At 35.7% G+C, this 25,676-nt stretch carries 23 protein-coding genes and 1 pseudogene; 7 read left to right on the plus strand and 17 right to left on the minus strand.

Going from position 1 to position 25,676, the window contains the following annotated elements:
- Positions 1 to 9: 9 nt before the first annotated feature.
- The 4 genes from LIV57_RS10035 to nrdD form a co-directional block, all read right to left on the minus strand.
- Complete coding sequence (locus LIV57_RS10035; protein WP_227942460.1) at positions 10 to 2,241, minus strand: molybdopterin oxidoreductase family protein; 2,232 nt, start codon at positions 2,239 to 2,241, stop codon at positions 10 to 12.
- Between the two features lie 11 nt (positions 2,242 to 2,252).
- Entirely contained in the window at positions 2,253 to 3,308 is a 1,056-nt protein-coding gene (locus LIV57_RS10040) for a hypothetical protein (protein WP_042721860.1), read from the minus strand.
- Positions 3,309 to 3,554: 246 nt separating this feature from the next.
- Entirely contained in the window at positions 3,555 to 4,025 is a 471-nt protein-coding gene (gene nrdG / locus LIV57_RS10045; RefSeq protein ID WP_120231276.1) for an anaerobic ribonucleoside-triphosphate reductase activating protein, read from the minus strand.
- On the minus strand, positions 4,012 to 5,805 hold the full coding sequence (nrdD, locus tag LIV57_RS10050) for an anaerobic ribonucleoside-triphosphate reductase (protein ID WP_227942461.1): 1,794 nt from the start codon (positions 5,803 to 5,805) through the stop codon (positions 4,012 to 4,014). The genes nrdG and nrdD overlap by 14 nt, the downstream gene beginning before the upstream one ends.
- Before the next feature lie 378 nt (positions 5,806 to 6,183).
- Here nrdD and LIV57_RS10055 point away from each other — a divergent pair, with 378 nt between their 5' ends.
- The 4 genes from LIV57_RS10055 (at position 6,184) to LIV57_RS10070 (ending at position 9,236) form a co-directional block, all read left to right on the plus strand.
- A complete protein-coding gene (locus tag LIV57_RS10055) occupies positions 6,184 to 7,269 on the plus strand; it encodes an NADH:flavin oxidoreductase (protein WP_227942462.1) in 1,086 nt (361 codons plus the stop codon).
- A gap of 162 nt (positions 7,270 to 7,431) precedes the next feature.
- Complete coding sequence (locus tag LIV57_RS10060; protein WP_042721867.1) at positions 7,432 to 7,797, plus strand: DsrE family protein; 366 nt, start codon at positions 7,432 to 7,434, stop codon at positions 7,795 to 7,797.
- Positions 7,798 to 7,873: 76 nt separating this feature from the next.
- Positions 7,874 to 8,761 carry a helix-turn-helix domain-containing protein gene (locus tag LIV57_RS10065; RefSeq protein ID WP_227942463.1) on the plus strand — a complete coding sequence of 296 codons (888 nt, stop codon included), beginning with the start codon at positions 7,874 to 7,876 and terminating at the stop codon, positions 8,759 to 8,761.
- 7 nt (positions 8,762 to 8,768) lie between these two features.
- Positions 8,769 to 9,236: a nucleoside deaminase gene (locus LIV57_RS10070; protein WP_227942464.1), complete on the plus strand. Its 468-nt coding sequence runs from the start codon at positions 8,769 to 8,771 to the stop codon at positions 9,234 to 9,236.
- Between the two features lie 3 nt (positions 9,237 to 9,239).
- Here LIV57_RS10070 and LIV57_RS10075 read toward each other — a convergent pair whose 3' ends face one another.
- From LIV57_RS10075 to LIV57_RS10095, 5 genes are all read right to left on the minus strand, one after another.
- Positions 9,240 to 9,869 (minus strand): NUDIX hydrolase, encoded by a 630-nt coding sequence (locus LIV57_RS10075; RefSeq protein ID WP_042721856.1) that lies wholly within the window; start codon positions 9,867 to 9,869, stop codon positions 9,240 to 9,242.
- Positions 9,870 to 9,939: 70 nt separating this feature from the next.
- On the minus strand, positions 9,940 to 10,611 hold the full coding sequence (locus LIV57_RS10080) for a DsbA family protein (protein WP_227942465.1): 672 nt from the start codon (positions 10,609 to 10,611) through the stop codon (positions 9,940 to 9,942).
- Between the two features lie 113 nt (positions 10,612 to 10,724).
- Entirely contained in the window at positions 10,725 to 11,609 is an 885-nt protein-coding gene (locus LIV57_RS10085; protein WP_227942466.1) for a helix-turn-helix domain-containing protein, read from the minus strand.
- A 179-nt stretch (positions 11,610 to 11,788) separates the two neighbouring features.
- Positions 11,789 to 12,361, minus strand: a complete 573-nt coding sequence (locus tag LIV57_RS10090; RefSeq protein ID WP_227942467.1) for an NAD(P)H-dependent oxidoreductase — start codon at positions 12,359 to 12,361, stop codon at positions 11,789 to 11,791.
- A gap of 483 nt (positions 12,362 to 12,844) precedes the next feature.
- Complete coding sequence (locus LIV57_RS10095) at positions 12,845 to 13,195, minus strand: winged helix-turn-helix transcriptional regulator (RefSeq protein WP_227942468.1); 351 nt, start codon at positions 13,193 to 13,195, stop codon at positions 12,845 to 12,847.
- Positions 13,196 to 13,408: 213 nt separating this feature from the next.
- Between LIV57_RS10095 and LIV57_RS10100 the strand changes: the two genes are divergently transcribed.
- From LIV57_RS10100 to LIV57_RS10110, 3 genes are all read left to right on the plus strand, one after another.
- On the plus strand, positions 13,409 to 14,365 hold the full coding sequence (locus tag LIV57_RS10100; protein ID WP_227942469.1) for an NADP-dependent oxidoreductase: 957 nt from the start codon (positions 13,409 to 13,411) through the stop codon (positions 14,363 to 14,365).
- Between the two features lie 105 nt (positions 14,366 to 14,470).
- Entirely contained in the window at positions 14,471 to 15,220 is a 750-nt protein-coding gene (locus tag LIV57_RS10105; protein ID WP_227942470.1) for an SDR family NAD(P)-dependent oxidoreductase, read from the plus strand.
- Between the two features lie 92 nt (positions 15,221 to 15,312).
- On the plus strand, positions 15,313 to 16,110 hold the full coding sequence (locus tag LIV57_RS10110) for a carbon-nitrogen hydrolase family protein (protein ID WP_227942471.1): 798 nt from the start codon (positions 15,313 to 15,315) through the stop codon (positions 16,108 to 16,110).
- A 445-nt stretch (positions 16,111 to 16,555) separates the two neighbouring features.
- On the opposite strand, the gene LIV57_RS10115 is transcribed toward LIV57_RS10110, so the two are convergent.
- The 8 genes and pseudogenes from LIV57_RS10115 to LIV57_RS10150 form a co-directional block, all read right to left on the minus strand.
- A complete protein-coding gene (locus LIV57_RS10115; protein WP_227942472.1) occupies positions 16,556 to 17,467 on the minus strand; it encodes a hypothetical protein in 912 nt (303 codons plus the stop codon).
- A gap of 10 nt (positions 17,468 to 17,477) precedes the next feature.
- On the minus strand, positions 17,478 to 18,395 hold the full coding sequence (locus LIV57_RS10120) for a hypothetical protein (RefSeq protein WP_227942473.1): 918 nt from the start codon (positions 18,393 to 18,395) through the stop codon (positions 17,478 to 17,480).
- A 494-nt stretch (positions 18,396 to 18,889) separates the two neighbouring features.
- A pseudogene (locus LIV57_RS10125) lies at positions 18,890 to 19,965 on the minus strand (IS3 family transposase); the annotation flags it as partial.
- 300 nt (positions 19,966 to 20,265) lie between these two features.
- Entirely contained in the window at positions 20,266 to 21,687 is a 1,422-nt protein-coding gene (locus LIV57_RS10130) for a helix-turn-helix transcriptional regulator (protein WP_227942474.1), read from the minus strand.
- A gap of 549 nt (positions 21,688 to 22,236) precedes the next feature.
- Positions 22,237 to 22,677, minus strand: coding sequence for a Rid family detoxifying hydrolase (locus tag LIV57_RS10135; RefSeq protein ID WP_227942475.1), 441 nt, complete (start codon positions 22,675 to 22,677; stop codon positions 22,237 to 22,239).
- 64 nt (positions 22,678 to 22,741) lie between these two features.
- Positions 22,742 to 23,650: an alpha/beta fold hydrolase gene (locus LIV57_RS10140; protein WP_227942476.1), complete on the minus strand. Its 909-nt coding sequence runs from the start codon at positions 23,648 to 23,650 to the stop codon at positions 22,742 to 22,744.
- Between the two features lie 116 nt (positions 23,651 to 23,766).
- On the minus strand, positions 23,767 to 24,588 hold the full coding sequence (locus tag LIV57_RS10145) for an alpha/beta fold hydrolase (protein WP_227942477.1): 822 nt from the start codon (positions 24,586 to 24,588) through the stop codon (positions 23,767 to 23,769).
- Positions 24,589 to 24,814: 226 nt separating this feature from the next.
- A complete protein-coding gene (locus LIV57_RS10150) occupies positions 24,815 to 25,639 on the minus strand; it encodes a helix-turn-helix domain-containing protein (protein WP_227942478.1) in 825 nt (274 codons plus the stop codon).
- Positions 25,640 to 25,676: the final 37 nt, after the last annotated feature.

Here is a 25,676-nt window from a genome sequence, read left to right on the forward strand (position 1 = left end):
TTTTAAAATTTAATATTGAATATCTCTACTTTGGTTAGCCAATTCTTTTGAATTTTCTCCTTTTTTACGCCCTGTTTTCTCCAATTTGCAGGCACAAACTTTAAATTCCGGTATCTTTGAAACAGGATCTAAAGCATCAATGGTCAACTGATTGACAGAATTCACACCGCCCCAGTGATAGGGGATGAAAACAGTATCTTCCCTGATTGTTTCCACCACATTTGCAGGGAACAAGGCACTTCCTCTTCGGGTAGACACTTTGATCAGGTCATTTTCCTGAATGCCATATTGTGCAGCCAATTTAGGATGGATCTCAAGTAATGGTTCTGGATAAATATCTACCAGCTTTCCAATTCTTCTTGTCTGTGAACCACTTAAATACTGACTTACTACTCTTCCTGTTGTCAATACAATCGGATATTCTTCATCCGGCTCCTCCATTGGTTTTTTGTATGGAGTCGGATTAAAATGTGCTTTTTTATCATTTGTATTGAATTGTCTATCTTCCCAAAGTCTTGGAGTTCCGGGATGTTCTTCACTAGGGCAAGGCCAGAAAATTCCCAGATTTCTTTCTATTCTTCCATACGTGATTCCGTAATAGTCTGCCGCACTGCCTTTGGAAGCTCTTCTAAGTTCATTGAAGGTTTCTTCGCTGTTTTTATAGCTGAATTTATCGCCTTCACCTAATCTTCGTGCCAGTTCCATAATGATTTCGCTGTCACGCTTAGCTTTTCCCGGAGGAGCTACCACAGCTCTAATTCTAATCACTCTTCCTTCTGCCGATGTAGTGGTTCCTTCTTCTTCTTCCTGCAAGGAGCCTGCAAGAATTATATTGGCGTGACGTAAGGTTTCTGATAAAAAGAAATCGATTCCTGCATAGAATTCCAGTTTTTCCAGTGCTGCACGAACGTTATTGTTATTCGGTAAGGAAACCAATGGATTGAAACATATCGATAATAAACCTTTGATCTCTCCACGATTGATGGCTTCAATGATCTCATAAGCACTCAGGCCTTTTCCCGGCATATCTTCCTCTTTGATGCCCCAAATATCAGCAACAAATCTTCTGTGTTCTGGATTTTCAATGTCTCTGTTTCCGGGAAGCTGATCACATTTATGACCATGCTCTCTTCCGCCCTGCCCATTTCCCTGTCCTGTAATCGTTCCGTAACCGCAATACGGTTTCCCGATCCTTCCGGTTGCCAACACCAGATTGATACAGCTGGAAACATTCTGAACACCTTTAGAGTGATGTTCTATCCCACGGGCATGCATCAAAAAACTGGTTTTAGCTTTTCCCCACATTTCTGCAGCTTTGTAGATCAGTTCTGCAGGAACACCAGTTACTTCTTCTCCCCATTCCAGAGTACAGTCTTTCACGGCTTCGGCAGCTTCTTCAAATCCTGAAGTGTGATTATTGATAAAATCATGGTCGAGCCAATTGTTATCAATTAAAACTTTCAGCATAGTATTGGTAAGTGCTGAATCTGTTCCCGGTTTAATTGGCAAATGGATATCTGCAGTTCTTGCAATCGGGATCTGACGCGGATCTATCACTATTAATTTTGCTCCGTTATCGCGGGCTTCCCAGATTTTATGTGTTAAAACAGGAAAACATTCGCTTACATTGGCTCCAGTAATGATGATTATTTCTGCATGAGCCAGATCAGCCCAACTGTTGGAAGATCTATCCATCCCAAAAGCTTTTTTATTTCCTGCTCCGGCACTCACCATACAAAGGCGGCCATTATAGTCAAGGTTGGCAGTTTTCAGAGCGACACGGGCAAATTTCCCTATCATATAGCTTTTCTCGTTGGTAAGGGATACCCCGGAAAGCATAGCAAAAGAATTTTTTCCGTATTGTTCCTGGATTCTTCTAATCTCTTTCACCACTACGTCATACGCTTCATCCCATTCGATCGGAACAAAACCTTTTCCATCCACTCTTTTGTAAGGTGAAAGCAAACGATCGGGGTGATTGTCCTGCATATATCGCTGAACTCCTTTCGGACAAAGTCTTCCTTCATTGAACGGAAAATCATTCCAGGGTTCAAAGCCAACAACTTTTTTGTCTTTTACTTTTAGTTGAATTCCACACTGCAAACCGCAAAAACAACAATGCGTTTTTATCAATGCATCGGGATTTTGTGGATTTGATCGTACAGTTCCTTTGTTAGGATAGTGTTGATGTGGGCCAAATATATTGATGATCTCGTCAGCTGATACGGGTAATTTTGCCATTTTATTCTATTTTAACCAAAATATTTTCCTGATTCTTGTCTTGCTTTAAGGTGCGCTTTGGCTAGCATTGCTCTTTTTCCTTCGGGACTGTAATCCAAATAGCTTTTGCCATCTTCGCGTACTAAATCAAAGCCCATTTTTTTTGTGATTTCCTTCAGGTCATCAATATGCATTTTTGTGGTGTATTCGTCGCCTGTATGCGGACAAACCTGCATTCCCCTTCGTTTTCCTTCAATTTTATAGATATTTGCTCCCACTTGTGCTGGTCGCTGAAAGATGTGAAAGAACTTTCCAAAAGGGATCCACATAAGGAACATAGCTACCGTAATGGCATGGGTAATAGCCATAAACTGACTCATTTTTCCTTCGAGATAGGTATAATCAAACCAAATTCCCAATCCTGTCACAGAAACAGCTACCAATAAGATCAAAGGAAGCCAGTCTCTTTCAAACCATTGGGTAGCGATAAGACCTTCATCCACGAATCTTCTGTGCATCATAATGAGACAACCCACGATAACCATGATCGAGGTCCAAACCAGAATATGGAAAAAGAAAACGGCTATGGCAGTATCGAGAGGAAATGTCATCACAATAAAGCCCATCATATGGGTTTCATACTGATCTATGGTTCCTGGTTTTAAGGTGAAGTGCAGCCATCCAAATGTAAGTCCGAATGTGACCATAAATGAGATGAGACATCCTGTAGCTAAAAGGAAATGTCCTAACCAACGCGTTTTACCTCTTGGAGCGATGAATTTCTGAAAAATGATGTTACGAACAGATAAACGGATCACTTCTTTTACATAAACCGGGTAATCTTTACTGAAAATAAATTCCCAGGTACGCTTCCAGTATTTCTGTGTTGCCGGACGCTGTTTCCATACCGAATGATGATAGACAACTCCGAAAGTCATGCTGATCGTTCCGAAGAAATAAATGATCAAAGCGGCATCAAAATTCTGTAGATTTACCGATCCTATTACCGTAACGGCAATGACCACTAATGTGGCAATGATGGCATTAATAAATGCTTTTTTATTGATCTTTGTGAAAATGCTGAACATCTGTATAAGTTTTTAATGGTCATTCACTTAGTTGCATGCAGAATTAATCTCTGTAACAAAGATACAGTAATCAGATATTAAAATAAGACAAAAATATCTTATTTTAATTCATTCAAAATAATTTTTGAAGAATACACACCATATTCAACTGAAAATCAAATATTTAATACAAACATGATTTACATCATAGATCTAAAATCCAATCTAGATCCATAAAAAAGTACTGTAAAACAGTACTTTTTCGATTTATTTATTGTTAAGGAAATAGCCATTCAAAATCCTTCCCGTGGTGAGATCTTTCAATACCTGATTGGTGCTTATGCTGTTAAGTCCTCCCAAGTCTGCGATCCACTTCCCTGTTTTTAAGTAATCCAGATTTTCCAGTAAAATCGGATGTTTCCTTTTCATTTGTTTTTCGTTCAATCCGGTATAAAGGCCGACTTTTAGCTTTTCTCTTTTTGTCATGGAAATCAGAGCAATGAGTTCAGAATCTACCCATTCCCCTCCCATAAAAAGAACACAGGTAATCGTTTTTTTATATTTCGTGATTAAATTCCGAAAAATATCATGAGTAAGCTCTGTTCCGTTTTCAGGATTCCACAGATGTTCTGAATGGCAACCTTCACACGCTAATTGACAGCCTGTAATGGTAAGACATAGTGAAACCTCATCAGGAATTTCCTGCAGAACAATATCATAGCTATCATACTTCAGCATTCCCGTAATATCTTCTTTTTTCTTCTTTCTGGCGATCTTTAGAGAAGTTGGTGACTTTTTTCAGATAACCGATCACACGTGTAGCGTAATCAATATCATCAGACTGACATTCTGTACAGTGATCCATCGTTTTTTTGTTGATATAACCGCAACTATTGCAAACCGTCACTTTTATATTGAAGCAGAAATAATTACATCCTGTATACGCAGCCACATTCAATAGTTTTTTAAAACCTTCCTGGGTAGGATATTCTTCAAGATTGCAATGATAAGCAGAGCCTCCGTCAAGATACTGTATATACTCGTTTCCGTGAAGGAAGAATTTATCGATTAGGTTTTGGCTTTCATCTTCAACAATATAGAAGTAAGAATTGTAGCAGTCTCTCGGAACGTACAGCCAGTCTTCTTTATCCCATTTGGCATTTTTTACACCCAGGTTTTCGGCAGGAACAAATTCTGTATTGAACATATATCCATATTTTTCTTTGGCTTCTTTATTTTTCGTAAAAATCAGTTTAAGATTTTCATTGATGAAGTTTTTGTAGCGCTCATTATCTGAAATTTCAATGCCCAGAAATTCTGCAGCTTCCACCATTCCGTTGATCCCAATGGTAAGGAACTGTTTGTCAAGAGAAATGAAACCCGCATCGTATACCGGAAGCATTCCCGCATTCTTATAATCCTGAATAAGACTTCTGAAAGCCACTTGATATTTATGAATATTATCAATCATTGTCTCTAACGGAATTTCTTTCTGATAAAGACGATTCATATTGATGGTGATTACATTGATGCTTCCTGTAGATACTCCTCCTGCCCCCAAAGAATAGCTGAATGTATTGTCTGATATTTCGTTTCTCAGTCTGCAACAACTTGCCAGAGAATCAGCGTTTTCGGACTGATAAATGAAGAATGAATTTCCTTCGCTCAACTCTTTTGAACAGAAATCTGCAAAGGCCTCATCATAGACTTTTTTGTCCCTAGTGAGCATTGCTGCCGTAATTACAGGGAATGTGAGTACTGCTTTGCAACGTTCTTTATTGAACCATTGCATGAAAAATTGCTGAAGTCTGTCCAAAAAGAAATAATCAGGCTTGCTTCCATCAGGAAAAAAGAATGTTCCGAACATTGAATCGAAGTAAGGTCTGTCGTACAAGGAAATATTCCAGAAAACGGACTGGTAACCGCGGGCTGCAGCCGGCTGATTGATAGCGTATACAACGTGTTGAAGCTCATTTTCAATCATTTCGGCATGTGTTTGAATATAATTTTCACCAAAATCTTTTCTTGCAAAGTGATCGAAATACAGCAGAAATTCCACGGTCGCCACAGCACCTGCGAATTGTGAAGATACTGAAAAAAGAAAATTCACAAAGGAGCCACAGAAACTGCCCAAATGTTTGGGGGCTTTAGACTCGCCACCAAGCTTTGTCAATCCGTCCAAAAGCAACGGATACATGGATACACTTACACAGTATGGTTTTAGACTTGTTTCATCATGAGCATAGATTTCATGTTCTTCCAACTGTCTTATATATTCTTTGGCAAGGCTTGCTCCAAAGAGTTCTTCTATCTTATTACCAATAAGATTGCGATTGATCTGGATGTTGATATCTTTGTTCAATTCTGCTTCCATGGTTGCAATATTTTTGGTGGAAACATTCGCGTTCGAGTCAAATATTGCTCCACTTGCGGCATTTTGAGATGCCAAATAGTTTTCAATGAAATTGCATTTGTTGGCCAACTGCTGTTCTGTAAGTCTTGTGAATTTGTTTTTCATAATATTCATTTAATAAGATATAAAGATGTTAATGTCTTTTATTTAGATAGAAGAAAGTTACATTGCCAAACAGGAAAATCCAGTACAAATGAAACAGGCTTCCAAAATATCTGCTGACAAAAATATAAAATAGTTTACATACTCTTTATAAACACAACTATTTTCATTAGATAATTTAGTAAAATTTGCATCCTTTAGATTCGATCTGTAGATATTATTATTAAAAGAATTTAATTTAAAGTATAACTAGTGTGTTAATAAACCAATCTTATAGAAACATCCATTACAACGTAAAAATAATCCATTTTTAAAGACCTTGTAAAGATCCAACTTTGTAACAGATAAAATTGATAAATAAAACCATAAAATTTATACAAAATGTCTGTTTCTGATTTATTTAAACCCCTCACTTTTCTGCACGGTTCGCCGATGAGAAACCGTTTTATGTTGGCTCCCCTGACCAGTCAGCAAAGTGATTTTGATGGTACAGCCTCCAAATACGACCAAATATGGATGGAACAATTGGCAAAGGGCGGCTACGGATTAATCCAAACCAGCGCATCTACAGTAGAAGCCGGAGCCATTGCATTTGAACGGCAGTTGGGAATTCACAGTGATAAACATTTACCTGGATTAACGAAAATGGCAACAGCTATTCGTGGAGGGGGAGCTTTATCGGCTGTACAGCTTCATCACGCTGGACACCGAGCCAAACCAGAGTTTGGAGGAATTCCGGCTCCTGCATCAAGCAAAACATTGAAAGATATTAAAGCAATCTCAACCGAAGACGTGGAAAGAATTCGTGACAGTTTTATTGAAGCGGCAAAAAGGGCGCAATTATCTGGTTTTGATGGCGTTTCTGTTCACGGTGCTTTTGGTTGGATTTTGTCTGAATTTCTCTCACCAAACCTGAATGACCGAACCGATAAATATGGAGGAAGTATAGAAAACCGGGCACGATTCACCATTGAAGTGATTGAAGGAATTCGCAAAGCTTGTGGAAATGATTTTCAGATTGGATGGCGCTTGTCGATTGAACGATACGGACTTCGTTTGGAAGAATTACGTGAAATTACCACCGAAATTTTTGATAAAGAATTGATTGATTATCTGGATTTGGCACTTTGGGATTCGGCTCAGCTTGTAAGGGAAGGAAGTTTTAAAGGCAAAACGATGTTGAGTGTTTTTACAGAGCTTCCAAGAAAAGGCGTTCGCCTGGGTGCAGCCGGAAAAATTATGAGCGCACAGCGGGCCGGAGAATTACTGGATGAAGGTTGTGATTTTGTGCTGATTGCCAGAGCTGGAATCCTTCAGAGGGATTTTCCGCTTCAGGTAAAAGTGAATCCGTTGTATGACAGTCCACAGTTGCCTGTAACAGCCGATTTTCTTCGTGAAGGCGGACTGAGTGAACGTTTTATTGAAACGATGCGAGGCTGGCAAACTTTTGTAAAACCCGGATCATAATAAATTTGAATTTTACTTTGAGCGAACTTTTTAACTAAAGTTCGCTTTTCTATGAATATTAAAGGACCAACTAAAAAAAATCTCCATTACAAAGTAGAAATGATCCATTCTTTAGCGTACTTTATTCCCACATCTTTGCAGTGTAAATTAAATTTTTATACAATGAAAAAGACAGCAATTATTATTCTTTCTGACCCAAAGTCTGGATCGGAAGAAGCTTTAGGAAGAGTGTTCAACGCTTTGGCTTCGGCTTACGAATTCAAGCACGCGGGTGAAGATGTGAAAATTATTTTTCAGGGAACAGGAATCAGATGGCCGGAACAATTGGAAAAAGCAGACCATCCTGTTCACGGGCTTTACAATGAAGTGAAAGATTATGTTCATGGTCTTTCGAAAGGTTGTGTAGCAGTATTTGGGACGGAAATTTCCGGGTACGAGTTATTGAACGAAAACGAGGTTCCTGGAACACCTGGTTTGCCAAGTTTCCTTAACCTGAGAAATGAGGGTTACGATATTTTGATTTTCTAATCTTGTCTTAAAACTGCTCTTTGAAATTTTTAAAGGGCAGTTTTGATTTAAAAATAATAATTAAATTGCAGAAACAATGCTATCACAATCTGTCTATACTCTCGTGAACGAGCAAAACGGAAATCTGGCTTTCAAACTTTTTGAGTTTGATAACAACAGCTATTTTGACCATATTCAGCGGAATAATTATTTTACTTTAATTCTGATTACTTCGGGAGAAGGCGTTGCGACGGTTGACCTTTGCGATTATTCTTTCAAGGAAAATACGCTGTTTGCATTTTATCCGTATCAGCCTTTTATGCTACAGTCTGCGAAGCCGATTATGGGAATTTCGATACAGTTTCACCACGATTTTTTCTGTATTTACAGGCATCATAAGGAAATTGCAGCGAATGGAATTTTATTCAATAATGTTTATCAACAGCCGTTTATTAGTTTAAACGAATTTAGTAAGAGTTCCATTTTAAATTTGATTAACGGAATTGCTAATGAACTTAAAAACGATGCTTTCAGAAAGGATGAAGTTTTGATTTCTTATTTAAAAATTTTGCTGGTTACGGCGACAAGAATTAAACTGGAACAGCAAACGATTCAAAATTCTGAAACGGTAAATATTAAGCAGCAGTTTATCATTCAAAATCTTAAAAATGCGATTGAAGATAATTTCAGAACTAAACATTCAGCCAGTGATTATGCGGATTTATTGAATCAAACTCCGGCTTCACTGGCAAGAATTACAAAGAATCATTTCAATAAAACCCTTTCTGATTTAATTACGGAACGAATTATTATCGAGGCTAAAAGAGAATTGTATCTTACAGACAAAACAATTAAAGAAATTGCCTACGAATTGGGCTATGAGGACGAATATTATTTTAGTCGGCTTTTTAAGAATAAAACAGATGTTTCACCACAGATTTATAGAAATACTATCGGTTTCAACAGAGGAGCAGAATCTAATTAAAATAAAAATGAATAATTACAATCAATACATGCTTGAATGCATCGAACTTGCAAAACAAGCTTTGGAAAAAGGAAATCCGCCAGTCGGATCTCTTTTGGTTTTTGAAAACAAAATTATAGGCAGAGGAATTGAATCTGGAAAATCAAGCGGAGATATTACGCAACACGCAGAAATTTTAGCGGTAAAAGATGCTTTAGTAAATGGTTACAGAGATGTTTTGGAGGAATCTGTTATGTTTTCAACTCACGAGCCTTGCATAATGTGTTCCTATCTTATCAGACATCATAAAATTGCGAAATTGGTCTTTGGAGTTTCTGTTCCTTTTGTTGGCGGACAATCTTCTGAATTTAAAATTCTTGAAACGGAAACGGTTCCCAAATGGGGAAATAGGCCTGAAATTGAATCGGGAATATTGCAGCACGAATGTGAGTTATTGAATGAACAGTTTACAGACTATCTTGCAAAACAGAAGTAAATACTAAAGTTTCAGTACGGTCAAAAGTTCAACAATTATTTTAGCTGTTGCACCCCAAACCTTATGGTTATCAACTTCATAATAAGGCGTTGTCACCAAATCTCCGGGAATACTGATTTCACTGCAACCGATAATATTGGGGGCTGAAAAGTACTCCAACTTTAATTCGAAAATTTGTTGTACTTCCCGAGAATCAGGTTTAAAATTTGGCCGATATGGAACATAACCAACTACAGGTAAGACATTGAAATCACTTGGGCCGATAAATATTTCGGTTAATATTCCTAAAATTTTGACCTCATCAGAATTTACTCCGATTTCTTCCTTTGCTTCACGAAGTGCAGTTTGGATAAGATTTTCATCAGTCAACTCAAATCTTCCTCCTGGAAAACCAACCTCATTGGAATGAAAACCATCGTAAGAATTCCTTAAAATCAAAGGGAAATAAATTTCATTATCGATTGGATATAAAAGCATCAAAACCGCGCTTTTCCGCGTTTTTCGTGTTGGTCTTAAAGTCAGATAACTTGCAGAAAGAGCTTCCATTATTTGATGTGCTTTTTCTCCTGGAAGTGTTTTATGGAGATTTTTCTGAATCTTTTCAATCAGTGAAGAAAAATTTTGCTTTTTCATAATTGCAGTTTTAACAGATTAAAAAAGTCGGCTAAATCCACTGTTAATAGATATTAGCCGACTCATCTTCTCAACATTCACAGGAAATATCCGAACAAGATTGCCCGCTAAAAGATTCCGGGATAAACATTGTTGTCAACCTTTCCTCAATAATTTCTTTTAAACTTTCAAAAGACTGAAAACCATGAGTCAAAACTTTCACAGTTCCGTTTTCCAAAGTCAGTAAAGTTGGAAATCCCTTTACGCCTAATTGCCTGCTAAATTGAAATCCTTGAGCAGTTTTCAATTTTATCTCTTCCGAATGAAATCCTTCTAAAAAAGTTTTTTTTTCAATTCCAAGTTCTTCTGCTAATTCTGCCAAAACCCCATCATTGGTAATATCTTTTCCTTCCACATAAAACGATTTTTGCATCAGGCTTAAAAATTCGAAATCTTTCTCCGGTAAAAACCTTTGGACTACTACTAAGGCCCTGCTCGAAGGCTCTGTATCATAATGAAAACTATCAGAAACAAACTTCATCGAATGGTCGAAATACTGACCACTGCGAAGACTTACGCTTCTCCAGTGATATGCTAGGAAATCTTTATACTCTTTTGTCACTTTCTGTGTGCTTCCCGGTGCAAAACCTCCTGAAATAATCTGTAAATCAATATCCGGATAGCTTTCTTTCAGTTTTTTCATCACCGGACTAAAACCGTAACACCAGGAACACATTGGGTCTGTAAAATAATACAATTTCATTGTTTTAAATTTTAATTGTTTTAAATTTATAAGACAAAGTTCAGCTTGTTTTGAATGAATTGATTTCTTAAAAAGTTCAAAAACTATCGTGAAAAGTTTAGAATGATTTTGTGCTAAAGTTGCTTTTGCAACTGTTTCGGTGTGTTTCTATATTTCTGTTTAAATGATGCTATAAAATGAGCGGGAGTTTCAAAGCCGACTTCATATGCTATTTCCGTAACGTTCTTTTCTGATTTTTTTAATAATTCGTACGACTCTTCCAATCTACGCTGCATAATCCATTTTCCGGGATTTGTTTTAAAGGTCTGCATAAATTTTCTTTTAAATGTTGACAAGCTACAATTGGCAAGAAAAGCATATTGCTCAAGAGAAATATTCTCTTTGTAGTTATTCTGCATTAATACGACCAAATCGGGATTATGATGATTATCAAGACTGCGTAATCGTTTTTCAAAATGATAACCATTTGGGGCAGAAATCAAGATCTGAAATAACTCTCTGATTTTAAATGGCAATAAAATCTGTAAACGCTCTTTATCCTGACTTAACTCGAAATAAGATTTAAGCTGATCAATCACCGAATTCATTAATTTATCCTCCTCAAGCAACGCAATATCTCCGTTAAGACAGTCTTCGCCTTGTGTGTCCGAAGTATTTTTACAATCGAATATTGTATCTATTTGGGATTGGAGCCAAGTATCAGAGAAAAAGATAATTATTGATTCGTAATCTTTTTCTTCATCTTCGATTTTGTCAGAAACCAGATAAGAACCTTTTTTCATAAAAAAACCGGAACCTGCCGGAACAACCCTCTTCATTCCACATCCCAAAATCTCCTTTGTACCTTGCAGAACAATGCTAATCATATTCATGTGAACGCACATATTAGCTCTGATAATTTCCTTAGAAGTCTGATAATACATCACTTGGATATCATCATTCCAAGATAAAACCTTGGAATTTTCTTTGATAATTTTACTGCAATTGAGATCGTTCATTTGCTCAATAATCTTCGTTCTGTGATCTGTAAAATTGATGAATCTGAATCTGATAAAAAATGGATAATTTTCACTTTGTAATGGATAAATTTTGTTGAAAATACTTTTATAAATTAAAAAAGAGAGGTATAATAATACATCTCTTCTTGCTAATTCCGGTTGCTAGTACATTTAATTTATTATTGCAAATTAAGCAACACTGTCTCTTCTTTTTCAGGATTAAAGCGATTCAAAAAATCCAGATATAAAGGTACGCTTCTTTCCACCCATTCTTCCGATGGCTCGAATGTCATTCCGTAGTATGCAAAATAGGGTTGATAGTCGGCTTTTATCCAATCAAACATTGCTTCATAAGGATGAGTGAGATCATCAAGATTAAATTTCAAAGGCGTGCCGCGTTGTAAATGTTCTTCTTTCAAACCTAATGAAATAGCCAAAGCGACTTTCTTTCCTCTAAACTTAAATCCGCTTGAACTCCCATATGCCCAACCGTGTGTAAGAACTTCGTCCAACCACTTTTTTAATAATGCTGGAGCACAATACCAATAGTATGGGAATTGGAAAATGATATGATCGTGCTCTTCAATTAGTTTTTGTTCTGCTGCAATATCAAATTTTTGATCAGGATAAACTTTATGTAATTGATGTATTTGGAATTTTTCAGGATATTTTTCTAATTCTGTAAGCCATCTTTTGTTGATGACAGAGTTATCCATATCGGGATGCGTGATGATAATTAATGTCTTTTTCATTTTAAATTTTTAGTATTTAATTAAGTTTTGATAGACAAAATTAGATCATGATTTGAAGCACTTATTTCATTAAAAGTTCAAAAAATACTGTAAAAAGCTCAGAGTTATTATTGGGATATTGGTAACGTTGTTGTTGTTTTGATTTGGTATACTAAAATATATAGTTGTCATAATTTAAAGGATATTAAACTTGAAACAAGTTCATTTTTATCCTGCAAATTAGACTGAGGAAGTCTGGTTATTATCCAAGATTCCAAGAGTTTTGAGTTTAGCATTAGATGCTAATGATTTATCCGGAACATTGTTTGTGATCGATTATAATCCAACCTCTCAACATACAAGCGAATTGCTAAATATCATCTCTACTCGACATCAAACCCAACGATCTGTATCAAAATCTTGCCATTCTTTCCTCAATACTGACCTTCTTTGGATTTCAAATTTTACTTCTCTTTAGTATTTTGGTAAATCATTGTTTACTATCTAAACTTTATCGGTTATTAGTCTTTTATGCTTCTTTCCCCACTCGATCATATCAGTAATTAGAGTGCCATATTCCTTTGCATACTCTGTGAATTCATATTCAATGATTGAAGGGAAATCTACATCAACGATTCTTGTAATTAATTTATTGGCTTCGAGTTCTTTTAAATTTAATGATAACATCCGTTTTGTAATTCCCGGAATGCTTTTTTCAATGTCACTAAAACGCTTATTCCCATTACAGATAGAATAGATAATAGGTAGTTTCCACTTCCCCCCGATTACATAAATTGTGTCCTGCAATGCCTTTATATCCTGAGCGTCAATTTTGGTTTTTACACATTCTTTCATATTCTTAAAATCTTTATTGTTTAATTATTTTAACAAAATAAGTTTTGCTTTTGTCCAATAGGCTTCGTCCATTTTCAATTTCAAGTATCAGCCGTGATACCGGTTACAAAGTTATACCTAATTGCTTATAACTTTGCATAAGTAAATGAGATAAAGGATCAAAATTTTATAAAAATTTATTCAAATTCTCAACAACATTATACAATTACTAAAATGAAAGCAGTCATATTAAAAAAGCAGGGAAATGTTGACCAATTATCAATGGCAGAGCTTCCCATTCCAACACCTAACGATAATGAAGTGCTCATCAGAGTTCATGCAATAAGCATTAATCCTACAGATATCTATGCACGGCAAAACCCTGCATTAGACTACATATTTAACAATGAAACACCCAAAATATTGGGCTGGGATGTTTCTGGTGTAATTGAAGCTGTCGGAAATAATGTCAGCACCTTTACTATTGGTGACGAGGTGTTCGGTCTACTCAATTTTCCAACCTTTACTACAGCCGGACACGCTAAAGCTTATGCAGAATATGTAATTGCCAATATAGTTGACATTACAATAAAACCTGCTAATATTTCCCATGATGAAGCAGCTGCTGCAGGCATGGCAGCATTAACTACCTGGCAACCGCTCATCAAAAATCCTATAAAAATGGGCGACCGTGTGCTTATAACCGCAGCCGGTGGCGGTGTGGGGCATTTTGCCGTGCAATTTGCCAAATATTTTGGAGCTTATGTTATTGCTGTAGCTTCCGGATCAAAAAAGGATTTGGTAATAAGCCTTGGAGCAGATGAATTTGTCGATTATCAAAAGACTGATTTCTTAGAAGTAATCGAACCGGTAGACTATGTTATTGAAGGCTTACGGGATGAGCATATCCAAAAAACCCTTAGCATAGTGAAAAAGGGAGGTACATTATTAAGCCTATGGTCTCACATTGATGGAAGCGAATGGGAAAAGCGTGCTAAAGAATTAGATGTGCATGCGTACTATAATGCTGTCGTTTCAAATGGAAAAGATATGAAGGCCATTGCAGGATTAATGAAAGAAGGTTTAGTAAAATCACATGTTTCAAAACGATTTAAACTTGAAGAAATAGCACAGGCCCATACGGAACTCGAAAAAAACCACACGGCAGGTAAAATTATCGTCAATCCGTAACGATAAATCTTCAGTAGAAGTCTTAGAAATTGTATGTGATCAACGCTACTTATAGCAGGTATCTATAACTAATATTAACAAACTTTAAAATAAAAATTACATAAAATGTCAACATTAAAAGGAAAAGCAGCCTTCGTTACCGGAGGAACTCGCGGAATGGGGAAAGCAATCGTAGAACGTCTTGCAAAAGAAGGCGCAATGGTGGCTTTCACTTATTTAAACTCAGAAAACAGCGCACAGCAAATTGTATCTGATATTGTTGAGGCCGGAGGAAAAGCATTAGCCATAAAAGCTAATGGAGCAATTCAAGGTGCGGTAGAAAGTGCCATCGAAGAAGCTATAGCAGCATTTGGCAGGATTGATATATTGGTGAATAATGCTGCTGTAGCCGTAAACGGTCCGATTGAAACGGCAAGCGAACGAGCAGAAGCATACAATAACCAGATCGATGTAAATATTCGTTCTGTTGCCGAAGCCGTTAGAACAGCACAGAAATATATGCCAGACGGAGGACGCATCATCAACATTGCTTCCGTTGGCGGAATCAGGATTGGCAGTCCGGGTATGTCTGATTACATAGCCACAAAAGCCGCTGTTTCTGCTTATACCAGAGGCCTTGCATGGGATCTCGCACCAAGAAAAATTACAGTGAACAGTGTAGAACCGGGAGCTACGGAAACAGATATGCTGATTAATGCTGATGAAAATATACGTCAGTATCTTATGGATTCTATTCCGCTAAAGCGCTTTGCACTTCCAGAGGAAGTAGCATCCTTAGTTAATTTCCTCGCAGGTGATGAAGCAGGATATATTACAGGCAGCAGCTTTAAAATTGACGGTGGAATTTCTGCATAATTGATTTTGCAACAATATAAAACAGGACAAAGTTTTAAAACTTTGTCCTGTCGTTTAAATAATCCATTATATAGTATTAAAAATAGCTAAGTATGAATGTTACGGTATGTGAACTCAGCAATGATAGAAGTGAATTTTTAGAAGACTGGCGAGAACTTCAAATTTATCTCGCTCAAAATAAGACAGATTTACTACTCTTACCTGAAATGCCTTTTTATTCCTGGTTTGTTAATCAGAAAGAGGTTTCAATAAAAGTACAACAAGAAAGTGTAGAACAACATTTGTTTTGGATGAAAGAGGTAGAAAAACTTGAAGCAAAGTATATTATTTATTCCGCTCCCGAAATAGTTGGTACAAAATTTTATAATACGGCATTTGTATTTCAAAGAGGAAAAGGGCATCGGAGAATTCATACCAAAGCTTTTTTTCCAGAAGAAGATCATTTTTGGGAAGAGAGCTGGTTCGACAAAGAAGATAATATTTCCTTCGACGCAGTTCAACTTGATGAATTGAAAATAGGAGTACTGATGTGTACTGAGCTGTGGTTTACCGAAAAGGCCCGTCAGTATGGAAAGCAGGATGTAGATGTATTGTTATGCCCCAGAGCGACAGGAAAGTCCTCTGTTGACCAATGGCTAACTATTGGAAGAGCATCAGCAATTATATCGGGAACCTATTGTTTAAGTTCTAATAGATCAGGATGGGGTGAGGATTTCGATTGGGGTGGTGCAGGCTGGATCATTGAACCGGTGACAGGGAATTTATTAGAATCAACTACCCCAGAAAGAAAATTTGCTACCCATTGCATAGATGTGAAAAGATCAGTCCAAGCAAAGAAAGAATACCCCCTCTATGTTAATACTAACAAACGGTATCTCGAAAAGGAGTAATTTATCTTTTCTTGAAACCTTTAAAAACTCTGATAAATACATCATCGTAAAATACCTTTGCAAATTTAGTCAGATTATCGGATAATACTAATTCTGATAGCATCTCCAATAATAAAAAAGTGTAGAGCAGCATCAGCTTTGGATGAAGAAAGAGAAAAAACTGTTTATTAAGATTTGCAAAACTAATCAATAAAACCGACATGCTGATTTTACATAACTTCAGATACAACAGGACTTTCAATTTCTATTTACCTAACAAAAATAGAGTAAATGTATGGAGAAACGATACTTAATGGTAAGATATAATATAACCCTTTATGTCTTTCAAACCCATATAAACAACTCCTGATTTTATTCTCTGGATAGAATAAAATAGCAGGAGTTTCTAGGAACATTTTTTTCTTTATTGTTGTTTTTAGAATCTTATAGTGTTACTTCAAGATACTTAAAGCTTAGTGACTATTAAGTAACCATAATTATCACTTCCGTTCGGTCTATTCATTTGACATGTTGGGGTATTATAGCTGTCTCCTCCGGCATAATTAACAAACAGCGCCACTTTTTCATTGACTGTAGTACTCTGATAGGCAACAATAAGTTTCTGTGGATTAGCATAACCATAACTGCTACTATGAATTCCTCCTGTCGCGCTTCTTCGGGCAATCGCATAATCTCTGAAAATTGTATTTGTAGTATAGGCGGAGCTTCCGCTATTAGCTGTAGTGAATATCGTATTTATTGCAATTTGCCCTGTATTGGATGAAGTTGTTGGAAGCCCGGTACAAAGCGCTGTCTGATACATTTCAAAAAGATAGACACCAGGCTCAGGAATCGTCAGATAACTTATATTACTTACAGACTGTGAGTTTACCGTTCCTGAAGCATCGGTTCCGAATCCAAAACCAGTCGTATTACCTAGAACATCTCCCCCTGCAGGGAACGGTATATTGGTATATATATTTGTGTCAAAAAGCGAAAAGCTCCCGAATGACGTGCTTCGTTTAAAATAAAAATACTGGATTGTTGCAGGCTTAATCTTGGCTGCACCAGTCGCATCAACAGCTAACGGGCTGTAAGGAGAAGACAAAACCGGGAGATTTTCATGTTTCACATCAGTCTTTACATGCAGTAAATCAGTTGGTAAAGATGTTCCTGTATTAATTCCTATATTTCCATTACTTTGGAGTTTCAATAATTCTGATCCATCTGAATTGTTAACTTCCAAGGCTTTAACACTCAAAACATTTCCATTTGAAACAATATCTAATGTTGCTGAGGGATTATTGGTATTAATACCAACCTGTCCCCACACTTCAGTGCACACTGAAGTGAAAATTATTAAAAATATCTTTCTCATAATTTGTGAATTATAATTTGGAAATATTCATTGTTATTTTATTGGATAGACCGGGAGGTGTCGCAAAGGAGCACACATTTGAGGGAAAGGTATCACCAAAACCATAATTTACGAAAAGAGCAATTTTTTCATTGGCAGCTGTAGTTTCAAATACTAAAAAAACGGTGTGAGGAAGGGGAAAATTGTAAGGCCCCGCAATTACCGCACCAGTATCATTTCTTCTAGACAAACCATTATAACGCACCACTGCCAACCTGTTGTAGCTGTTATTAGCAGCAGCTTTAAACAATACTGTACCTATTCCCAACATATTATTAGATGAATCTGTGGGACTTCCAGTGCAACTGGTATAGTAATTTAAATTAATTTTATAAACTCCAGGCTCCGGAAAAGTGATGTAGTTAACATTTGAAGCTGAAACTACCGCACTATTAACATTCAAGGAAGCCGAAGCATCAGTCCCGAATCCTGCATTAATAGTATTGGTAATAGCTTGTGCAGACGCAAGGGGAATATTGGTATAAACCCCTGTATCAGAAAGTGGGAATGCAGAAGTTGTAACTGTTGATGCCATTGCCATATAAAGATATTTGGTAGGTTCCGGAACATAAATTCCTACCGTTCCATCATCTTTGATAGCAAGAGGTGATAAACTACCAGAGACAATAGGTAGGTTTTCATACCTCACACTACCATTGGTATGCAATTTTGCACTTGGGTTTACAACATTAACACCTACATTACCATTATCAAGAATTGTTAGAAGTTCTGTTCCATTTGAATTACTTACTTCAAGTGCTTTAGTTGTATTTGTATTTCCCTTTGACCTAATATCCAGCATAGCAGAGGGATTTACTTCATTAATACCAACTTGTGCATTTACAGTCACCGATATTAATACACTTACAAAAAATACTGTTTTTTTCATATATGTTGTTTTAAAGTTATTGAAAATGATAATGTAAAAAGATAAATCAGTGTCAAGCTTAATCTATTTATATAAAACGGTGTGAGATAATTATTCGAAAAAGCAGATTAACTACGTATTAAGCTCTTATAGTATAGGGGATTTTTTTCATTACATTAAATATGAAATTACTATTTAATACAAGTTTAATTGTCTTGTCAAAAGTATTATAACAGCTCAGAAAAATCTATACTGCATTTGCACTGCATCAATTAAACAACTGATTATAAACCAATTAAATTAAATATAGTTATCACCTTAAATTGTATAAGAAAATAAACTCAATTAATATTTTTTTTCTTAATAATAAGGTTTGATGTAATAAGGATGTAATCTCACCCACTTTAGGCACACTTAAAAGTAGAGTTTTTTGTTAATAATTTATTGTTGTCGCTGTTAAAATTTTGTTGAAATGTGGGAAAATCCCTTGAGTTATTGTTTTTGATTTTTCCATATTTCAATAAAAATTCTCTGGGTGTGAGGTATTGCAGCGCACTGTGTGGCCGTTCATTATTGTACATCCACATCCAGATTTCTACATAATTTCTCATCTGATTGATGTTCTCAAATAAGTAAACATCTAAGAATTCTGTACGAAAAGTCCTGTTGAATCTTTCTACCAAAGAGTTTTGCGTTGGTTTTCCGGGCTGAATATAATGAAGGACAATTTCATTCTTGCCGCACCAATCTTTTAATTTTTCTGCAATGAACTCAGGACCATTATCCACTCTTATTTTTTCCGGTTTTCCACGCCAGTCGATCAGCTGTTCCAATTGTGAAACTACTCTTGCAGATGGTAAACTGGTATCAATTGTAATATTCAAAATTTCCCTGTTAAAATCATCGATAATATTCAGGCTTCTCACACATTTACCATTCTCCAGAGTGTCATGCATAAAATCCATACTCCACGTTACATTGGGATAAACAGGACGAAGCAAAGGCTCCTTCACCCTTGCAGGAAGCCGTTTCTTTCGTTTGCTTCTTAGATTCAGCTTCATCGATCTGTAGATTCTGTAAACCCGCTTGTGATTCCACCCAAATCCCAGGTTTCTCAAGCGGTGATACATTGTCCAAAATCCCCAGGTCTGATGCTGATCTGCAAGCAAAACCAACTCCTCCCTAATCTTATCGTCCTCATTATCCGTCTTCTTTTTGTAATAAAATACCGAACTGTTTATGATGAAAAGTCTACACGCATTCCGCACGCTTATTCCATGTTCTGAACCGGAATAAGCAACCAGTTCTCTCTTTTCGGAAGGTGTTAAAGCTTTTTTGCGATCACATCTTTCATCACAATATTTTCCAACGTAAGCTCTGCTACAATTTTTTTGTACTGCGAAAGTTCCTTCTCCATTTCCTTCATTTTGGAAAGTTGCTGAACATCCAAACTGCCATATTTACTTTTCCATTTGTAAAATGTTGGTTGGCTGATGCCATGTTCCCGGCAAATCTCATTTACTGGTTTCCCCTGATTTTGTTCAGATAAAATCTTAATAATCTGAACTTCTGAAAATTTACTGTTTTTCATAGTCTTCCAAATTTAAAAACTATATCTTTAAATGTTCCAGATTTTGGGGAAGATTACAAGGAGATTATTACTGACCATTTATCATAGCAATACAACTAATGATTCATTGTAAGTAGCATGTTTTTTCACAGAGTATGAATTTAATATTACTGTATATTTGCGATAAGCAATGAAAGTACAAACTTCTCCATTGTACAAGAAAAGTCAAAAGTAAGGCGGAAAAATTGACGAAAATTCTTAGTAAAAGCTCATTTAATACAGTAAGTAATGTCAAATATTATCTGTTACATAAAGATAATATCAATGTTCTAAAACCCATTTGTTAAAATCTATTTCTTTTGAAAGCTCAAGTTTCTTTCTTAATCTATATTTCTTGGATTCAACAGTTCTTAGCGATATATTGTCATATTCAGCAATTTGCTTATTGGAAAAGTTCAGTTTGATAAATGCACATAATCTTAAATCATTTGAGTTGAGTTGACTATACTTCGAGGTAAGATGGTTACAAAATTCGGGATACAGTTCCTTAAACCGATTCATAAAAGAAGGATCAGAATTTTTTGCCAGTTGAATCAATTCATCATAAACATTGGTTAGTTTTCTTTTGAGTTCCTGAGATTCCTGTATTTTTTGACCGATTAAAATATCTTTTAGCTTGTCGCGCTTTTTTAACTCAATCGATATCAAATAAATTGCTACCACACTCATAATTATAATACTAATAATGACATAATACAGGTAAAATTTATTGTTTTTTTCTTTTTCCAATTCTTCGTCAAGAATTTTTTCAACTACAGTATTAGTAACGGTTTGTTCTTCTGCTCTTAAACTGTCACTTAGCAGCGAGCGCTTTAGTGCATATTCATTCTCTTTCTCCTTGTCGTTAAGTCCTTTATAAGCTTCTGAAATTAATTCATACGATTCCAGATTTCTTTTTCTTAGATTAGCTTTAGTTGTGATTTCTAACGAATTAAATAAATAATTCAATGCCTTTGCATACTGCTTTTTTCTGATGTATAGTTTCCCGAAAGCCCGTAGCACATTAGCCTTACCTTCGATCGGAATTTCCTTTTTGAACAATAATTCATTAGCTTTATTAATATAAAATTCAGCTGAATCAATATTCTTTTTTTGAAAATGTCTGTTAGCAATAGTTATAAACAACATAGGCATGGGAGACTGCATACATTTTTTTTCATTACTATATACTGAATCCATCATCCCTAAGACCTGAAAGCTATTTCGTTTCCAATCGTAGATACCATATAACCTTTTCTCTCTTAGCTTTTTATCTTCTATTTTTTGCGCATAGGCAAATGCGATATCAAAACTTCTGATCGCCTGCGAGTGCATATTTAGTGAATTATAATTAATGCCGTAAGCAAAATACAGATATGCTAAAAGGTTATCATCATCTTCTTTTTCAAGTTCCTTTTTAGCAATCTCTAAAAAATCCAGACTCATTTTGTTTTTCTTGAGTAAAGTCAGAGCATAGGCAATATTAATGTTCCCTCTTATCTTACCTTTCTTATAATCCTGTTTGCGAGCTAATTCAAGACATATTTTTTCTTGCGAAATTATTTGTTTTAATTCACCACTTCTCAACAGTTTAGTAAAAACATCTGTCTGCAAACTGTCAATTTTATGTTTTGAGAGTTGTGGCTTATATTCTAAAAAAGAAAAAATGATCCCTAAACAAAGTACTTTTCTAAAATAAATCATAACAATATCTAATATTGAATTAATATTTCAAAAAGCTATATTTAATCCTTTTATCAATAGTGATATATATCTTTTCCAGATCATTTGAAAAAAATTTATAGTTATTAAATAGGGGTAATTGTAATCTTTTTTGCATACATTTTTAGGTCTTAACTTTATAACAATTTAGATGTCTTAATTTATATTATTTTATTTAACAAAAAGCTATTTAAAATAAAATTAATTCTAAACTATAATAAATATTCAAAAAAAATATAAACATTTATATAATTAAAATCACAAGCGTATCAACTATGCACAACCAACAAAAAAATAAACTTTTTTTAGCAAGGTATACTATATTTGAAAAATACACATTGTAGAAAATTCGACCGCAATCTATTAGTAGTGAAACTGATATTTTATCAAAACCCACCTTTAAACAAGTAATTATCTTCTGATATGACGATATTATTTTTTTCCATTAACATCTTATTGTCGGGGGTTCACTAGTTATTTTATAACTATAAACATAATCTTAATATAAATCTCATAAATCTATCAAAACAATTAGTTTTTCTGAGTGGCAATGCATTCTATTTCGATGCTTGCATTTCTTGGTAATGACTTTATCTCAACTGTACTGCGTGCCGGAAAGCGGTTTTTGAAATAATGATTATATATCTTATTTACTGTTTCAAACTGTTTCATATCAGTAATGAATATGGTGGTTTTGACAATATGATCAAAATCGGAATGATTGTCCTTGAGAATAGTTTTTAAGTTTTCAAAAATCTGTACTATTTGTTCTTCAAAACCTTCTTTTAAGCGGTTTGTTTTTGGATCTATTCCTATCTGGCCCGATACAAACACTAAATTTTCATAGCTGGTTGAATGGCTGTAGGGACCTATGGCTTTTGGTAAATCCGTATGTTTTACTGCTACAATCTGTTTTTTTGTACTGCATGACAACAATGTCAGGGCTAAGAAAAGCAATATAAATCTGTGCATTTTGGTTCATTTGATATTAAAAAAAGAGGTTAGCTTTTTAGACTAACCTCATCCTGTACTTATCCTATTTTTTGATGAAGTTCAATAATTCGGTATTAAATTTATCCAACTCTTCGATGAACAAGGCATGACCGCTTTTTTCAAAAGGAACTAACGTTGAGTTTTTAAGCAAAATATTCATTTGTTCCGCAAGATCATAAGAACAGATTTTATCCAGCTTACCGTGTAAGATCAAAGTAGGAATTGTTATTTTCTTCAAATCATTACGCAAATCGCTATCCCTCAGAGTTTTTAATCCCTCAGCCATTGCATAAGGTGATGCCTGAGCCTGAATGCCTCCCAACCAAGCACCATGACCTTGGGAAACGCTGGTCTCATTAGCTGGGAATATTTTACCAAATGTGGCGAATAATTCCGGACGGTTAGTGTTGTTTAGGTGTATCAAACCATTGACATCTTCTTTAGTCCACAGGCCATAATTAAAGTCTGCCCTTTTTGTCCATATCGGTGCTGCTGCCCCAAATAAAGCCATTTTTGAAACGTGGGCAGCATTGTATTTGGCTACATAGTGGATCACTGTAGCACCACCCATTGAAAATCCGCCGATTGTAGCATTTTTAACATCCAATTTGTCCAAAACAACCTTGATATCATCTGCAAATACATCATAATTATATTTGCCTCCCGGTTTGTCAGACAGTCCGAATCCTCTTAAAGTGATACCAATCACACGATATCCTTTTTGGATAAAATCGGCATACTGGTATTCATACATGGCATCACTCAATGGCCATCCGTGAATTAAAACAATAGGCTCTCCCTCACCAAGGTCCGTTACATGAAGTTTCACATTTTTCTCTACTTCAATATATTCTTCTCTTCCAAAGGCTGCTGGTGTTCTTTTTGTTTGTGATAAAACTGTGTTTGAAATTAATGTTGTAAATAATACGACTGCTAAGATTAAATTTTTCATGTTTCTTTAAATATTTATTATTGTTGTTATTTTGACACTACAAAGTTGCTCTTATTCCTCAGGCCTTCCAATGGACGGCTTTCGCTTTGAATTGTACTTTTTGTCTCTCTTGATTTCTATTCTTTTATAAATGATAGGATATCCTTGTTGATTACATCAGCATTGATGGTAGGCATGCCGTGAGAATAGCCCGGATAAATGATCAGTTGGCTATTTTTAAGAAGTTCTGCAGCCTTTACTGCCGTAGTCTGATAAGGCACAATCTGATCATCATCACCATGGAGTACTAAAACAGGTATTTCCAGACTTTTTAGGTCCTTTGTAAAATCGGTCTCAGAAAAGACTTTGATACAGTCATATTGTGCCTTGATACCACCCATCATTCCCTGTCTCCACCAGTTGTCCTGTATACCTTTTTTAATAACCGCATCTTCTCTGTTGTAACCGTAGAAAGGCACTGTAAGATCCTGATAGAATTGCTGTCTGTTATGAAGTGTATTATGGCGGATATCGTCAAATACAGCAAGTGGCACCCCTTCAGGATTATTGACATCAGCAATCATATAAGGTGTAATTGCACTTATTAAAACCACTTTAGATACGCGGTTTTTTCCATATTGGGCAGCATATCTTATTGCTTCGCCACCACCTGTTGAATGACCTACGTGGATCACATCTTTTAAATTCAGGTACTCTACCAATTCTGCAACATCCGCTGCATACGTGTCCATGTCATTACCCTTATAGGTTTGAGTCGATCTTCCGTGCCCTCTTCTGTCATGGGAAACAACTCTATATCCTTTTTCCAGAAAGAACATCATCTGTGCATCCCAGTCGTCGGATGACAATGGCCATCCATGGTGAAAAAATATCGGTTGCCCTTCACCTAAATCTTTGAAATAAATTTCTGTTCCGTCTTTTACTGTAAACTTGTTCATGTCTTTACTATTTAATTGTTGTTATTGTTCCTTTTTGTTATTGCAAAGTTGGGGTAATTCCGAAGGCGTATCAATGGATGGTTTTCGCTTTGAATTGCACTTTTTGCCCCAACAGGAACCAGTAGTATTATGAACAATCTGTTTTTGGGGACAAGTAAGGTGTAAATATGAAAAAAGCACAACCGATCAGGGCTGTGCTTGTACTGGATATTGGAGAAATATCTGGTTAAAACTGCTTTCTAAAACTGGTTGGGGATATTCCCGTGTGTTTGGTGAAAAAGCGGACAAAATAGGCGTCGTCTTCGTAATTCAATGTGTAGGCAATCTCTTTGACACTCATTGTAGTATGTACTAAAAGACGCTTACTTTCAAGTATAATACGGTTTTTTATAATTTCATTTGGTGTGTCTTTACTAACCAGGCTTATTTTTTTACTTAGATTTTTTGGCGTAATACAAAGCAAATCAGCATAATCAGCTACAGTATGGAGAGTCTTGAAATGCTGTTCTACCAATTTGCTGAATTTCCGCAGAAATTGGACATCGGCCTGCTGTATATTGTCTGCCAGCTGATGTTGCTGCTTCCAGATGCGTGTAGATTTAAGAATGATCAGTTTTAACAATGTCCTCAACATTTCTTCTGTACCGGAATCTTCATTTTTCAATTCGGACTGAATATCACTGATGATCTTTTGTATATCAGCAGACTGTTCTTCATTTAAATTGATGAATGGAATTTCAAACACATTGTTATACAGAATACCATCACAGGCAACTTCATGATCATGAATTTCCACACAGTAAAAATCCTTGTTAAAATGCATCAGTTGCCCGCCGATAGTTTCACAGGGCTTTACGATGACATAGGGATTAATAAATAATAAGGTATCTGTTTTCATTTCAATCTCCTGAAAATCCACTTGTATAATAGCTTTTTGTGGAATGAACAGGACTTTGATATGTTCGTTTATTTTGTTGAGGGTATCATTTTGAACGGAGGATTTGCTAAATTCTAAATTCCCAAATTTTTTAAATGAAAATTCCTTTATCATTATAATGATTTAAAAATTGCTATGTACATCAACTTAA

Source organism: Chryseobacterium sp. X308 (assembly GCF_020733145.1).
Classification (GTDB): Bacteria; Bacteroidota; Bacteroidia; order Flavobacteriales; family Weeksellaceae; genus Chryseobacterium; species Chryseobacterium cupriresistens.

Bases quoted from the DNA above. Each gene is read 5' to 3' on its own strand.
- LIV57_RS10035 (WP_227942460.1), bottom strand. From the start codon at position 2,241: ATGGCAAAATTACCCGTATCAGCTGACGAGATCATCAATATATTTGGC.
- LIV57_RS10040 (WP_042721860.1), bottom strand. From the start codon at position 3,308: ATGTTCAGCATTTTCACAAAGATCAATAAAAAAGCATTTATTAATGCC.
- nrdG (WP_120231276.1), bottom strand. From the start codon at position 4,025: ATGCTGAAGTATGATAGCTATGATATTGTTCTGCAGGAAATTCCTGAT.
- nrdD (WP_227942461.1), bottom strand. From the start codon at position 5,805: ATGAAAAACAAATTCACAAGACTTACAGAACAGCAGTTGGCCAACAAA.
- LIV57_RS10055 (WP_227942462.1), top strand. From the start codon at position 6,184: ATGTCTGTTTCTGATTTATTTAAACCCCTCACTTTTCTGCACGGTTCG.
- LIV57_RS10060 (WP_042721867.1), top strand. From the start codon at position 7,432: ATGAAAAAGACAGCAATTATTATTCTTTCTGACCCAAAGTCTGGATCG.
- LIV57_RS10065 (WP_227942463.1), top strand. From the start codon at position 7,874: ATGCTATCACAATCTGTCTATACTCTCGTGAACGAGCAAAACGGAAAT.
- LIV57_RS10070 (WP_227942464.1), top strand. From the start codon at position 8,769: ATGAATAATTACAATCAATACATGCTTGAATGCATCGAACTTGCAAAA.
- LIV57_RS10075 (WP_042721856.1), bottom strand. From the start codon at position 9,869: ATGAAAAAGCAAAATTTTTCTTCACTGATTGAAAAGATTCAGAAAAAT.
- LIV57_RS10080 (WP_227942465.1), bottom strand. From the start codon at position 10,611: ATGAAATTGTATTATTTTACAGACCCAATGTGTTCCTGGTGTTACGGT.
- LIV57_RS10085 (WP_227942466.1), bottom strand. From the start codon at position 11,609: ATGAACGATCTCAATTGCAGTAAAATTATCAAAGAAAATTCCAAGGTT.
- LIV57_RS10090 (WP_227942467.1), bottom strand. From the start codon at position 12,361: ATGAAAAAGACATTAATTATCATCACGCATCCCGATATGGATAACTCT.
- LIV57_RS10095 (WP_227942468.1), bottom strand. From the start codon at position 13,195: ATGAAAGAATGTGTAAAAACCAAAATTGACGCTCAGGATATAAAGGCA.
- LIV57_RS10100 (WP_227942469.1), top strand. From the start codon at position 13,409: ATGAAAGCAGTCATATTAAAAAAGCAGGGAAATGTTGACCAATTATCA.
- LIV57_RS10105 (WP_227942470.1), top strand. From the start codon at position 14,471: ATGTCAACATTAAAAGGAAAAGCAGCCTTCGTTACCGGAGGAACTCGC.
- LIV57_RS10110 (WP_227942471.1), top strand. From the start codon at position 15,313: ATGAATGTTACGGTATGTGAACTCAGCAATGATAGAAGTGAATTTTTA.
- LIV57_RS10115 (WP_227942472.1), bottom strand. From the start codon at position 17,467: ATGAGAAAGATATTTTTAATAATTTTCACTTCAGTGTGCACTGAAGTG.
- LIV57_RS10120 (WP_227942473.1), bottom strand. From the start codon at position 18,395: ATGAAAAAAACAGTATTTTTTGTAAGTGTATTAATATCGGTGACTGTA.
- LIV57_RS10130 (WP_227942474.1), bottom strand. From the start codon at position 21,687: ATGATTTATTTTAGAAAAGTACTTTGTTTAGGGATCATTTTTTCTTTT.
- LIV57_RS10135 (WP_227942475.1), bottom strand. From the start codon at position 22,677: ATGCACAGATTTATATTGCTTTTCTTAGCCCTGACATTGTTGTCATGC.
- LIV57_RS10140 (WP_227942476.1), bottom strand. From the start codon at position 23,650: ATGAAAAATTTAATCTTAGCAGTCGTATTATTTACAACATTAATTTCA.
- LIV57_RS10145 (WP_227942477.1), bottom strand. From the start codon at position 24,588: ATGAACAAGTTTACAGTAAAAGACGGAACAGAAATTTATTTCAAAGAT.
- LIV57_RS10150 (WP_227942478.1), bottom strand. From the start codon at position 25,639: ATGATAAAGGAATTTTCATTTAAAAAATTTGGGAATTTAGAATTTAGC.